Consider the following 13,827-nt stretch of genomic DNA (forward strand, 5'->3'; position numbering starts at 1 on the left):
CAGTGTGGGGTTAAGGCTGGTCGATGTCCATGTTTCCGGTAACTTCATCAGGGGCAGCGCCGGTGGCATCATCTGATGATTTAATGACGGTTAACCCCGACCATCGGGCACCGCCTGGCCACCATCGGGGGCGACCGGATTTACCGGCAAGGGTGACGTACCAGCCAGCCTCCGGGACCACAAACGGCTGGCTCAGGGACAAGCCCTGTTCCTTGGCGCCCGGTGAGGATCTTATGATCTTCTCAGACTGCAGCGCACCGTCAGCGTTGAATAGGCGCATGAACATTTGCAGTTCGTCCGATCCCGCACCATCCGAACCGTTGCCATTGAGCAGCCCGTGGACAGTCCACGTGCCGGGTTCCTCGAATACAATGCCGTCCTTCGCAACATCCACATAGGCACCTTTTGCGGGTCCGTTCTGGGTACGGAACGGCATAGTGATCGTCGCGCCTGTCCATCTCATTTGGACGTTATAGCTCATGACCGCCGAACAGTACGGCGGGATGAGATCAAGGCGATCAATCAGGGTGTTCTGGCTATCAGTGATCGCCTCAGTGATCGGGGCGAATGCCTCGGTGGTAAACACGCCCCGAATCGCGTCAGCGACGCCACTCAGCAAAGACGTGACACCATCAGCAACCCACGCTAAAGCCCCAATACCCAGCTCAACCGCGCCCCCAATGATCTTGCCGATGCTTTTCAACAACCCATTCATCAGCTGATCCCACGCCCCACCAAACGCGTCATCAATAGGCGCACGCATCGCCTGCTTCGCAGACTCCTCAGTCATAGACTGCAGCGTCGATACCGACGCAACATCACTCGGAGTATTCCGCCCCGGATCAATCGCCATGACTACCCACCTCCGCACTATCCTCAGCAGAATCCACCACAGCACCATCAGGAATAAAACCCTCAGCCTGCAGCTTCTTTACCAACGCTTGCTTCTCAAACCGCGTCAGATGGTCAATCGCTGGAGTTGCCTCCAGCTCAGACAATGGCTCACCCAAAGCCACCCACCTACCACTGCCTGCATACAAAATGCTCGACCCCTGCGCAGGTGGAATATATTTAATGGTTTGTTCTTCTGGGTGGAACCTTGCCCCTGCGTCGAACATCCTTTTCGACCACTTCCGCGCCCACGCAGGCGGCACTAACATCGGAGCCTGCTCCTCCATCCCCGGCAACGCAGTAAACATCCACAGGAACATCTCCTCCGGATCCGACAAATTACAGTCCTGCTGCAAAGGAATCCCACTCATCGCACACCCAATTGCTGAATCGCTGACGTCATCTTGCTGACCTCTCTCACAACTCTGTCCAACCCCGACTCTCCACTACGTGGATCACCAAGATCAATGTCCCACCCCATAGAATCTCGATCCCACGCATATGTCAGACCGTGTACCTGCTCCACGATCATCTCCCCCTCCGGCAAACCAATCACAGTCGACGCAATACGATCACCCAGAAAGAAATGCCCCTGACCGTTCTCACCGATGAACCACGGCGCACCATCCTGAACCGATAGTTGGTGGGAAACTTTTTCTCGGGTCTCCCAGAAACCAGCGCGCATCGCAATGATCCCCGCCAAGGTGTACGCCTGGTCAGATCCACGAGCAAAGAACTCTTCGTAGTGTGACCAGCCAGATTCCATCGACCTAATTGGGGATTTCACTGCCATAAATGCAGCTATCGTGTCCTCATAAATCGGCTTCAAAAACGTATCTGCGATGGTGCCAGCTGTTGGCACGAAAATTGCGGTACCCAAAATATTGCCAATAGCTTGAATACCCGCACTGATCGTCTCATTCACGCCAGGCGCCGAATGCCCACCACCTGTAACTTGCACAGCTTGCGATGGCTCCCACACGAACTCAGCTGCTTCAACACCAGTCACTGCCCCATCACGATAAGTCACATACGGACGCTGAGGGACAGTACCCAACCACCCCGCAACTCCGTACTCCGGGATCGTGTCAGGCACACTGACCATGGACTCCTCATTGTCGACACCATTCTCAGCAATCGACGTGACAGTGTTCCAAATGCCAGTCAATATATTTCCGCCAGCACCATGCCCATCAGGAGACCACCTGCCGGACTTATCCACAATGTCAATGACCAAGCACCCATTGCGGAGATCCGCTCCAGGCCACGGAGGAGGATCCCCGGTGAGCCATCTGCGGCACTCCACCATCAGCTCCGCATCTCCAAGAGTGTCCTCTGCCATTTCATGCCACGTCTTAAAGCGCGATGACGCAATCGTCCATGGTGTGCCATCCCCCAGGAGCGAGCTAGGCTTGATGACCTTCGACCAAGAATTCATATCCCACGTATCAGTCCATGAACCAAGGTCAAGAGGATCATCCGGCAGTGCCCACAGTGACCCTTCGGTGCGCCAAAGGTTCATCAGCAGCATTGTTTTCAGCACCCACCTAGATGGGCCCGCCAAGATAGACACTCTGGGGAACTGCACGACAGCGGGCAAGAACGCATTCGACCACATATAAATGCGTTTCACTTCTTCATAGTCATGCAAGAACGGCATAACTACAGTACGTTTCCCATCCTTGTCTTTGACAAGGCGAAATCGGCGCATGCGCCCACCCCACCTAGCACCGTCTTTATCGACGGTGACATGCACGTTCTTCTTCCGGTCTTTATACGCTACGACCCACTTGGAAATGTAATGATCCAAAGGCAGGACGAGCTCACCAGTCCCAGTGTCGTTCATTTTCCAAGAGAAGGTTCCTGAGATTTCACCATGGACAACGCCGATGAAATTCCAATCACCGTCCCAAATCCTCACCAAAGGTGGGGTGCGACGGGCACTTCGTCGAGCATCACGCTTTTCCTGCGCGTCATCCCAGGAAGCATTTAGTCTTTCTAGCACCGAGTTGCTCATGTGACATCACCGCCACGAGGCCGGCGCCAATTCCTCGGCATTCGCAGCATGCACGACGCACCAATAGTTCCGCCCTCCACTTTGACTGGGATTTGAGTCGGTGGGGTATGAGGAGGGATCGGATTGACGAACATCACGCCGCCAAACCGTCCAGCGATATTGCTTCCATCTGCTGCGACATAAGGTTCATTCGCAGGGTACGTATCAATCGTCAAAGTCTGCCCACTGCCAAGGGTAGGTGTGGAGATCACTCGGTCATGTTGGGCATCATCTCTCCAAGAAAAATCGGGCAATGTCCATTTACCGGGCGCTTCCACCACCCATTGAGGGTACAGCCAAGTATCAGTCGGATTCGACACTGTGACAAAACCCTGATCGTTAGGCCCAGCAGCCGTAAACACCGACTCCCCCGGCGCGCCAACCCACCGAGGCCACCCACCACGAGCCTGCACAATCAACCGCGTGTAATGATCCACCGAAGAATCCGTCTCACGAACATTCACCGGCGTATCCGTAATCTTCAACTCAAGCTCACGACGCCCCGACTCACTAACCGCAACAAGCGTGAACCCCGTGTCTGGATCACCCAAATCCTGACGAAACATCGAGTCATTCCTCGACCACGCCAAATACGAATCGCCCTTGATACCAATAGGCAAAATCACGTCCAGTGGCTCAGTCTTGAACCCCAGGTACGTCGCTCCCTCCTGAAAAGCACCCTGGAGCCACACGCTCTTTATCGGCGCCTCCCAAAAACCATCAGCACCAGTCAATAAAGCGACACCCTCAGCACCGGCCTGAAAGCCATGAATGTGCCACACTCGGCCACGAGAAGAGTGCAACTGCAAATCCATCATCGAGAATTACCCTCCCATCATTTGCATAGTTTTCGTCATCATTTCAACCTTCATTCGACGAATCACCTCACCTGGGTCAGCGCCTGAAATATTGAAGGTGTCCCCACCTGCAACAGCACCGGACAAACCCCCACCTGCGTTAATATGCTCAAGCAGACTTCGATTTCGGGACGCTGCGTCAGCATTGACCACAAACTCGGAATCACTCAGACGAGCAAGACCTAAATCATCCTGTGGCCCTCCTGGTGCGCTCACCCACCCACCATTACGGAAAGCAGGAATCATCGCGAGCATGTCAGCCACCGCAGGAGGTAACGCCGAAGGCGCTGGCCTGTCCCCCACCACAGCAAGAACAGCATCATTAATCGCATTGCCCAACCCCTGCAGATTAGGGTCATACTTTTGTGTGTTGTCAGGACCGACAATGGTCTCTTTAACCTCGGCACCCAGGGTGCCATCTTGGTTTATTTCGTAAAGTTTGCCCTTGCGGGTTTCCTCAATCTCGGCATTTAACTCGTCAATCTTCCGCTCCGCTTTCGATACTGCGAGATTCGCAGATTCACGAGACGACTCAGAAGCGTCGGGGCTCAACTCACCAACTTTCAAGTGCTTGATTCGAAGATCATCTTGCGCATCCTGCAGGTTTTTCTCAAGGTCGGCTAGTTTTTCCTCGTCGACTTTATTGATCCGGTTTTTAGCCTCGACTGTGGTTGCATCGACCCACTGGCCATAGGCATCGAGGAAACCTGGTGAGTCAGAAATTCCGAACACACCAAGGGCATTACTGACTTGGCCTGCCACCATAGTTTGCGCTGCGTTTCCTGCAAGCTCAGACCACGAGGTTGGGGTTTTGGACGAGCTGCTGGACTTTCCAGAAGAGGAGTAAATATTGCTTCCTGGTGTATTGTAGCTGGCTTCCCAACTCTCACCCGGATCATCAGCATTCCATACGTCACCCAAGGAAGAACCTAATGGTAGGTGTGCGTGGTTAGTGTATTGCGAGTGTGAAGCAGGTGCCGCTCCTCCCCCGATTTGCCCGTTGCCACGAGATCCACCCATCTCAACATTTACCCCGCCGATGGTGCCTGAGGTGTGTCCGCCCCATGCACCGCCGTTAAACCAACCGATGTTGAAATCATCAGGGCCGCCCAAGCCTGGCGAGAACCCGAGAGAAGCGAGAGATTCTTTTTGATTCATGGTGGCGAAACGCGCCGCGAATGGGGCAAGGCCCACTGCGAACCGCGCTAAAGCAGCGATGGCTCCTGAGCAGTCTCCCCAGTTAATGCCACCCCACACGTAGTCTGCGCCTTCAAGTGAGCGGGACGCTACCCACCCGTCGACGTTTTCGCCACGAGCAAACGCCAAAATGTCTTCAGCAGAACGCCCTCCCAATAGTTCGTCAGACTCACCACCTACCCTGCCACCGTCAGCAAACGCCGCCAAGTGGCGAACAGAAGGATCATCACGGTTGATCAATGACAACGCACGGTTGTACTTTTCCGAACTCTTCCCGTTAATTACCCATTCGTCCGTGTCCAGGCGAGCAATCGGCATACCCTGAGAATCCACGGCAAGGAAACCATCAGTCCGGTCAGTCCCAGGCCCCGTAGCAGGAAGCTGATACCCCCCGTGACGAGCACCGTCAGCATGCCCCGGGAGATACGCAAAACCATCCTTCGGATTAAACCGCCCACCCGTGGCACCACCAACATACGGCCCTTGAATCTGCGCAGCTTGAGATGCCGACAGGTTCGGATTAATCGACTGGAAATACTCCACACGATTCGTCCGAATGGTGACCGTCTTATCTTTCACATTGGCAATCTGGTTGATCACGTTCTGCAAATCGGTCATTGCGGCTTCAGTCGTAGCACTGACTAACACGTTGTCAGAATCAGGAATGTCATCAATCTTGAAGCCATAAGCCTCAAGCTTTGCAACCGCTTCCTCTGTCATTGCCGTCATCTCAACAGCTTGCCCCGGAGGAATAGCCTGCAACGCAGCCCACACATCACCTAGCTGCTGCTCAGCTTCGGTAGCGCCCTCCAACGCCAACAACGTATTAATCTCAGACGGCACATATCCCATCGACTGCGCCAACTGGTCAACCTCACCACGAGTCAACCCATATTGTGCCGCCAACGCATCAAGCGCTACAGACTGCTGCTCCACAGTGCCCTGCACATCACCGCCATTAACGGCAACATTTTGCAGATCTCCAGCCATGCCCTGCAGCGTCTCAGAAAGATCACGCCACCCCTGATGAGACCAATCACCTGCCTCAGCAGCAGCCATCAACCCAGCCCCCATATTCTCCAGGGGAACCTCAGCCTCAGTTGCCGACTGCACAATCTCATCGACAGCTTCCGCAGCATCACGCATCGCAAGATCAGCATCTTTCGGAGCCAACCCCATAGCCTGCAATGCAGACTGCAACGCCCCAAGCTTGTCATCAGCACCAGACGCAGAATCAGCCAAAATATCAATCGCAGCAGCGGTCTCAGCAACTGCAGGATCAAGCCTGCGCGCATCCTCAACAATCTGCTCAATCTTGGAGCGCGCACCCTCCAACTCACCGGCAGCTACAGCACCAGAATCACCCATGCCACGCAGTGAACTGATCAAAGATTGGTACTCCGGCCCACCCTCGGCAACAATCCGATTCAAGTCAGACATCGGCAAGCCGAGATCTTTCATCGCATCACCGAGAGTCTTGTAAGACTCACGCAGCGCACGAGTCGCCTCAACGTCTTCTCGATAATTCTCACTATCAAACATGCGCTCAAGCGCTGAAGCATCAGTCTGAACTTTGTAGATCATGCCGGAGACCGCTTCACCCTGACTGACAAAATCCGCCAAAGCATTCCCTGCAACCTCAGCAGCGGTAGCAATAGCCTGCTCATTCAACATGCCAGTCGTACCAGCAACTGCGACACGCAGTTCGCCCTGGGCACCCGCTGAATCACGCGCAGCTGCTGCCATCTCCTCCTGCGCAACCTTAGCTTTTTGGTTCGCCTGAACCACGGAAGTAATAGCAAAGCCAGCTGCAGCCAACGCCACACCCCACGGGCCACCAAGCAACCCCATCGCCCCAGATGCAGCACCCTTAAGCCCTGTGAACCCAGCAGACAACACTGAATTAGCGCGGTTGAGCTTACCTCCTTCAACCGACGCATTATTTAGCTTCGTGCCCATCTCCGCCAACGTCGCATTACTCGACATGCCAGCGGACTGCATCACAGCCTCAAATGTCGAAATCTCACGACCAGTAGACTTGTAATACTCCTTCAGATCACCTACCGTCGCACCCCACTCAGACACTGTCTTGCTCATCGGCAGCGACACCGCAGAGATCTTCTCAAGAACTTCAGGGATCGTCTTAAAACCCACGTAAGCCGCAACCGCAGCGGTCACAATGCCCGGATGTTCTTCCATCAACCCGGTAAGCATCTCCAGAGGAGGTGTCGCCAACTGCGCTGCAGCACCAATTCCCTCAAGCCCAACCAAAGCTAACTGCCACGACCCAACGCCTAATGCTGCAGCAGCTTGGGAGACCGCAGACCCCGCCTGCATCATCACAGGCGCAAGTTCAGAACCAGTATCAACTAGATCCCGAACCACCACACCAGTCTGAGCCATCAAGGACTGAACCCGCTCCGACCCACTAAATGACGCCCACGCTTCCTGCGCATTCTCACCAAACGCCACTAACCCAGGCACCGCAGTATCCTGCAGCCATTCAGACGTCGACGCAGCCAAAGGCTTTAGCTTCGCATTCAAGCCGTCAAGTGCAGTCGTTGCAGCGCCAAACCCATCTTTCGACAGATTAAAAAACGGTTCCAAAGCAGTCGCACCAACACGCCCCAGTGCAGCGCCCATATTCGACAGCGCACCATCAAACGTGTTACCAGCCTCAAGAGCTGCACCACCAACACCCTTTTCCAGAGCTGTTTGGAAAGTCTCAAAGCTAACCTTGCCATCAGATGCCAGCTTCCTCGCTTCTGCCGCGGTGACACCCATCTCGTCACCAACCATCTGCAAAATGGGAATACCCGCATCCATGAGCTGGTTCGCATCATCCATCTGCATCATGTCAGAAGTCGCAACCTGGTTGACGATACGGCCCATATCGGCCATGTCAACACCCGCAATCGTTGCAGCGTCACCCACAAGCTTCAAAGTGCGCTCAAGATCTTCACCAGGCTTAATACCAGCGGCAACAGTCGAAGCCGCAACGCCAGCAGCAGCATCCAACCCAAACGCGGTACCAGACACTGCAGCCAACGCATTATCCATGATCGACTGCACAGACTCCGCATCATGCCCCAGGCCCCGCAAAGAAGCCTGAGCATTCTCAATGCCCGTCAACCTGCCCATGCCCTTAGACAAAGCAGTCGCGATCACACCACCTGCAGCCAATCCAGCACCAGCGACAGAAGCCTTCAGCGTGGTGCCGAGTGCAGCAGATAGCTTCCCTCCCATTGACTGCCCAGATTTGTCTGCGACTGGATCCAACCCATTCAGGGCAGCTGCAACAGTCGGAGAAATCTTAGAAACCTCTGGGAGGATACTAATGTACCCAACGCCAAGTTCTGAAGCCATTGTGTGACCGCCTTTCAGACAGCAAAAAGCCCCGACCGGAATCCACATCCAATCGGGGCTAAAACATTCTTACCAACTAACCGCTTGCTTCACTCCTGAGCTTCTCAGCAACGCTGCGCGCCTGACCATCACGATCAACCACCTCCGGAACCGCCACAGACGCGCCACCTTCAATGCGCCCTAACAATTCCTGCAACAATCTTTGAGGGCGATGATCAGACCCAGCCGACGCATAAGCGGTATCCCATACAGCGTCATACACCATCATCAACAGCTGATTATCAATCTTCATCAGCTCGGCACGACGCCGAGCACGAGCAGTCACCTCAGGAGCAACTGCAGCCCAAAAATTAGACTCCACACCCAACGACCCTAAAAATGCCCGCAAGTCAGTCCATCGCAAAGACCTACCCAACTCCGACAGTGACCTACCAATATTCAGCAGGTCAACCCTCACCGCATCGGTTATTCGCTGATCTCGGAAGATGAGTCCGTGGAGTCGTCGGATTTTCCCGAATCAATGCCCGACTGTGACTCCCACTCACGCGCAATCTCATTGATGTAGCGAGATACCAACCCATCAATTGCTTCAGACTTAGCCTTAGCAGGATTAAAGAACTTGAGGAGGAAGCGGTTCAACTCAACGGGGTTATTGTTCGGGCTCAACGCAATACGCGCACGATGATCAGCTAACGCCTTAGCTGCACCATCAATAACAGCCTTATCTTCCTTACGGGAACGAAGAAGGTCAAGCTCATCAAGAAGTTCCTTCTCGATCTCAGCATCTTCTTCACGACGCTGCGCCAAAGTCGAGTTTATTTTCTCAATGTCCCCCGCAGTCCAGCAGTCCATTGGAGGTAGCTCAATCGTCTGAAACCTCCCCTTTCCTGTGGGGATTTCAAATTCGATCATCTCAAAAGCATCAATACGAATAGCCATGTGGACCAGACCCTTTCAAAAAAAATTTAGTTATCAGAAGTATCAGACCGAGCCATGAAGTTTAAGCCCGCCTCAGCAAAATAGGCGGCCCGGTCCAAAGGGAAAAACCCATTAAGCCAAGGCGAGAAAAGGTGGCAGAAAATTTTTAACCCCTGCTGCCACACCAGGGATTAGGAACTCTTAGCCACCAGAAGCAAGAACCGCACCATCATTGCGGTACTCCACAATGTGACCACCCTTTAGAGCAGTGTTCAAAGGCTTAAACGTCTTGATGGTCAAAGTGCGCTTAGTAGACGCACCATGCGCATCAGGAGTGGTTACGACGGTAGACACACGCCCACGCTCAATGACGTAAGTCTTCTTCTTGTCACCAGATGCCGTACGAATCACGAAAGAACGAATCGGAAGCTGCTCATCAGTGTGATAAATCGTGCGAGTAGTGCCAGATGAATCAGTTGCTGCAGTCTTCACGACATTCGCATCACCAAAAGAAGACTTCAGGACCGCGTCGTTATCATCTTCCATAAGGACAACTTCAACCGTCTCATCAAACTCGGTCTGGAGATCAACGAACACTCCACCGCCGAACATGCGCTCATCAGAAGTTGAACGGTTCTGGGTGACGTTGATGCCGTCAGGGCCAACCGCCCCATGATCTTCAAACTCCGCACCCGGCAAAGTAGTCGCATCGGTAGGGAGTGCAGCGCCGGCAGGGCCGGCATAAAACACGCCACCTTCAATAGGTGGGCGACCAACAAAGGCATTCATTACATTAACGGTCATGTGAACATTCCTTTCAAGAGTGTTGACCAGGTAAAACAAAAACGGCCTACAAAATAATTTGCAGACCGCCAGTGAATTGATATCGGACATGTGATGTATCCGGTGCTTCAAAAGGTTGAAGATTGAAATCGGACGTTGTGAAATTCACCCCATGGGTACGCAGCTCCAACCACACCTGCTGAACCTTTTCGGCCAGTCGCTCAGTGGCGAGCTCAGTCGCACCATAAACCTCAATCAAAAATCGAGGCATCGACGTCCCAAACTCAGGGCTACTACTACCAATACGAGACACAACAATGTGCTCGGCTGGCCTGTTCTGTGTTGGAATCTTTGTCGACACCAACACCGGAGACAGCGCCTGGGACAAGGCCTGCACAGCAACCAATTGCGCGGAAGGAGGAACAATCATCCAAGCACCCGCACTAACGTATTCTGCTTCGCATTCCGAGCTTTCGCAGACCACGTGTCAGCAAAAACAATCCCACGGAAACGCGACTTACCCTGCTGATAGTTTGCAACAAACCCATCACCAGCAGCAGCAGCCAAACGTTCCGTATGGTCCACGACAAGTTGCTTCGCGATTGAACCACGAGCAAGCTCCTCAAGCCCCGCACGATTAGACTTGTACGTCGCCATCCTCAGCCCACCTCGCTCTCAACCACCCACCAGGCCCAAACGCCACCTTCACCACACGCATATCCTCATCGTCAAAGCAGATCAACGACCCACCATCAAACGACAAACACACGCACTGCACAGCATCCTCAACGTTGCCGCCAGAATCAGCATCAACATAAGGACGTTCAACCAGAAGCCACCTCATGACACACCACCCAGATTGACAACCTCAAGGCCCGGATCCCACCCGAACGGCCCATGAGAATAATTTTCAGGCTCGCCAACGACCTCCAGCGTGTCTTCACGATCAGGGAGCTTTACCGCATCCTCCAACCGAAACACACCAACAGGGGCCAGCAACTCAACGTCGACAGTGCGACGATCATGCCCCGCAAGCTTCGGTTCATCAGCCGATGGCACAGACCACCCAGCAACCAACACCGCCTCCGGGAACTCCTCATCGACCCACACCTCATTGTTCAGCTCATCAAGCTCCATCTGCCGAACACGCCGGATCAACGTCACCTCATGAAGCAAAGGAAACTTATTTGAGCGGGATCGAAAACGCGCCACCACGCCACCTCCGCAGCATCTTCCGATCCACCTTCGTCAACCAAGCCCCACCATCAGTGGAACCCGACTGCATCTGCAGCGTTTGACCAAACGGGCCGGCACTGTTTTGCACACTGTCCAAACCCGTAGGCAACCCACTAGAACTCACATCCAGCGCACGCATCACCATTCGGCGGCACACAAGCTGAATAACATCAGGCACAGGGTTAGGAACCCCCCGGGTGCAAAAAGACTCAATCAGCGCAGAAGCGTCCTCAATCAAATCCCTGATGACAAGAGTTTCCCCCTCATCAATTGCCCCTACCCTGGCCTCAATGTCACTTAGCGGTATTAACATCCTCATCGTTTGCCTCCCCGACTAGATTCGGATCAGCCTCCCCGGAAGCTTCTGCAGCTTGCTCTGAATGAATCAAATGTGCGCCAACTTTCACACCACGCGGAATCACCTCACCAGCACGCAAAACAACAGTTCCACTCTTGGCATGGACATGAACCACACCCTCAAAATCTTCACGAATTTTCGCCATCTTATGCCAACACCTTCGCAACCATAGAAGCGTTCGGATTCTCCAGGACAGGAAGCGCAACAGCATTCGCACGCGCCCAAATGCCATAAGGATCATCCTGCTTCAAAGTGCCAGCAACAATACCCGGCGCCTCCCCAAGCGAATACGCAGGATCATTGGACTCCGCAGTACGACCCCAAACAGTCTTACCAAGCTCAGCAGTCTCAGCCTCAGGGAGGAAAAGAACATTGCTGGAATCAAGCAGCAACTGAGTCGTGCCACCAACATTGACACGACGGTCATAAGTGACGATGTTCTGCAGACCAGCAGCACGCAGAATCTCAAACAGAGTCGCATCAGAAATGATCGAAGGTGCTGCCAAAGTACCAACAACAGCTTCACGAATCTGCTTAGAACGCTTCAGCGTGGAGACAACATCACGAGTCAAAATAGTGGTAGCAGGAGCCGTACCATTCACAGCGATGTAATCATTCACCCACGCCTCAATATCCACCAAAGGAACGGACAGATCAGCATCAGACCACAAAACAGCAGCAGTCTTGGAATTCTCAGTACGACGCCCCATCGACGCATTCACAATGAACCCATTGTCATTGATCTGAATCCTGCCGGTCTGAATAACACGTGCACGCTCAAGCTCAACACGGTCAGACACAGAACGCACAACACGCTCAACAGTCTTCAGAATGCTCTTCTTCTGAGCAAGCTCAACACCAGGGTTAGACGCCGCAAAAATAGTATCAAGCTCACCAATGCGCTCCTTACGAGACACAGGAGGCAGATCAATGGTGACACGCTCACCCTTCACGCCACCACCAATGGAGGACTCAGCATCAAAAGCACGGTATTCCGCAACCTCAGGAAGACCATTATCCACACGAGTGAAACGCACAGACACAGAGTCCACAGTCTCATTCGGAAGGAAAGAAGTCAGGCTGCCCTTCGCATTCGCAGACTCAGTCTCTTCGAGAGTTTTACGGGCAAATTCAGTCAGATCCGCAGGATCAAAAACATCAGTCCAAAGCTGCATGATTACTCTCCACTCTCTACAAGATTAAACAAACCCTTAACACCAGCAGTCATCACTGGCGCCTGGTCAGGAAGACGATCAACACGCACACGACCATGATCAATCATCGGAGCAACAATGTCGTCACCTGCATTTGGCTGATCAGTCAAAAGGAAACCCGCAAGAGTATCCAACGCTGCATCAGTCAACGGAACAAACTTCCCGCCAGTACCTACCTTCAGCGGAATACCAGCCTTCACAATGCCTGCATACTTCACATCAGTGATAGACGCAGCATCAATGGTCACAGTGCGAGCATTCTCAACACCATGGCGAGAACCCAACCAGGACTGGTCACCAGACCCCAGGGTTTCAATCTTCGGAATAAAACTCATTTACTTTTCTCCATTCTTTTTCTCACCGTGCAAAAGCGCATAAAGCTCATCCCCACGGCTCGCTGGTTTCTTATCAGAAAATCCCTCGACCTTCGGACGGAAGTTTTGCAAGACCCCCACCGAGATCTTCCGCAACGCCTCACCAAACCCCTCATCAGAAGGATCAAGCTCAGCAACCGCAGCATCAAAAGACTTCGAATCCAAAAGAACCCCAATCTCCTTACTGTCAGCATCCAACGCCAACAGACCCCGGAAAACAGCATTCTCTTTCTGCATCTTTTGAAGACCCATCCGCGCCGCTTCAAATTCATCGACCTTTGGGCGGGAAGCAAGCTCCGCCTGAGCTGCCTCTAAATCCTTGAGGTTTTTACGGGCACGATCCTCCCACTTACGAGAATGCGCCTTCCACGCATCATCACCAGAGGCATCATCCCCATTACCTCGATCACCCTTACCACCATCAACATCCCCCTTAGGGGCATCAAGTGTTGGGTCTTCCTGCGGAGAAGCAATTTCTCCATCCCCCACCAGGCCACCATCAACGGCACCTTCAATGAAGCGGAGCCATGGGCGAGTGTGTGTAAACATGCAAAACTTCCTATTCTCACGCATTCCG

The 13,827-nt window shown here is 53.4% G+C and carries 15 protein-coding genes; all 15 read right to left on the minus strand.

Features of this window, described 5'->3' with window-relative positions:
* Positions 1-10: 10 nt before the first annotated feature.
* The 15 genes from H924_RS07205 to H924_RS07285 all read right to left on the minus strand — a co-directional run bounded on the left by H924_RS07205 (position 11) and on the right by H924_RS07285 (position 13,799).
* Positions 11-853: a hypothetical protein gene (locus H924_RS07205; protein ID WP_015651300.1), complete on the minus strand. Its 843-nt coding sequence runs from the start codon at positions 851-853 to the stop codon at positions 11-13.
* Positions 843-1,262, minus strand: a complete 420-nt coding sequence (locus H924_RS07210) for a phage gene 29 protein family protein (RefSeq protein ID WP_015651301.1) — start codon at positions 1,260-1,262, stop codon at positions 843-845. Before H924_RS07210 ends, H924_RS07205 begins: the two co-directional genes overlap by 11 nt.
* Positions 1,259-2,908 (minus strand): Gp37-like protein, encoded by a 1,650-nt coding sequence (locus H924_RS07215; protein ID WP_015651302.1) that lies wholly within the window; start codon positions 2,906-2,908, stop codon positions 1,259-1,261. Before H924_RS07215 ends, H924_RS07210 begins: the two co-directional genes overlap by 4 nt.
* Positions 2,905-3,750 (minus strand): phage tail protein, encoded by an 846-nt coding sequence (locus H924_RS07220; protein WP_245533853.1) that lies wholly within the window; start codon positions 3,748-3,750, stop codon positions 2,905-2,907. Before H924_RS07220 ends, H924_RS07215 begins: the two co-directional genes overlap by 4 nt.
* A 21-nt stretch (positions 3,751-3,771) precedes the next feature.
* A complete protein-coding gene (locus H924_RS13665) occupies positions 3,772-8,367 on the minus strand; it encodes a tape measure protein (protein WP_015651304.1) in 4,596 nt (1,531 codons plus the stop codon).
* 76 nt (positions 8,368-8,443) lie between these two features.
* A complete protein-coding gene (locus H924_RS07230) occupies positions 8,444-8,728 on the minus strand; it encodes a hypothetical protein (RefSeq protein ID WP_015651305.1) in 285 nt (94 codons plus the stop codon).
* Between the two features lie 104 nt (positions 8,729-8,832).
* A complete protein-coding gene (locus H924_RS07235) occupies positions 8,833-9,306 on the minus strand; it encodes a hypothetical protein (protein ID WP_015651306.1) in 474 nt (157 codons plus the stop codon).
* A gap of 180 nt (positions 9,307-9,486) precedes the next feature.
* Positions 9,487-10,089 carry a hypothetical protein gene (locus H924_RS07240; protein WP_015651307.1) on the minus strand — a complete coding sequence of 201 codons (603 nt, stop codon included), beginning with the start codon at positions 10,087-10,089 and terminating at the stop codon, positions 9,487-9,489.
* Positions 10,090-10,135: 46 nt separating this feature from the next.
* Entirely contained in the window at positions 10,136-10,498 is a 363-nt protein-coding gene (locus tag H924_RS07245; RefSeq protein WP_015651308.1) for a hypothetical protein, read from the minus strand.
* A gap of 207 nt (positions 10,499-10,705) precedes the next feature.
* Positions 10,706-10,912 (minus strand): hypothetical protein, encoded by a 207-nt coding sequence (locus H924_RS07255; RefSeq protein WP_015651310.1) that lies wholly within the window; start codon positions 10,910-10,912, stop codon positions 10,706-10,708.
* Positions 10,909-11,280: a hypothetical protein gene (locus H924_RS07260; RefSeq protein ID WP_035107821.1), complete on the minus strand. Its 372-nt coding sequence runs from the start codon at positions 11,278-11,280 to the stop codon at positions 10,909-10,911. Before H924_RS07260 ends, H924_RS07255 begins: the two co-directional genes overlap by 4 nt.
* A 317-nt stretch (positions 11,281-11,597) precedes the next feature.
* The gene (locus tag H924_RS07270) at positions 11,598-11,807 is read right to left on the minus strand and encodes a hypothetical protein (RefSeq protein WP_015651313.1); all 210 of its coding nucleotides are present in this window, start codon (positions 11,805-11,807) and stop codon (positions 11,598-11,600) included.
* 1 nt (position 11,808) lies between these two features.
* The gene (locus H924_RS07275; RefSeq protein ID WP_015651314.1) at positions 11,809-12,837 is read right to left on the minus strand and encodes a major capsid protein; all 1,029 of its coding nucleotides are present in this window, start codon (positions 12,835-12,837) and stop codon (positions 11,809-11,811) included.
* A gap of 2 nt (positions 12,838-12,839) precedes the next feature.
* Positions 12,840-13,211 (minus strand): hypothetical protein, encoded by a 372-nt coding sequence (locus H924_RS07280; protein WP_015651315.1) that lies wholly within the window; start codon positions 13,209-13,211, stop codon positions 12,840-12,842.
* On the minus strand, positions 13,212-13,799 hold the full coding sequence (locus H924_RS07285) for a hypothetical protein (RefSeq protein WP_015651316.1): 588 nt from the start codon (positions 13,797-13,799) through the stop codon (positions 13,212-13,214). It abuts the gene before it with no gap.
* Between the last annotated feature and the right edge of the window lie 28 nt (positions 13,800-13,827).

The organism is Corynebacterium callunae DSM 20147 (assembly GCF_000344785.1).
Classification (GTDB): Bacteria; Actinomycetota; Actinomycetes; order Mycobacteriales; family Mycobacteriaceae; genus Corynebacterium; species Corynebacterium callunae.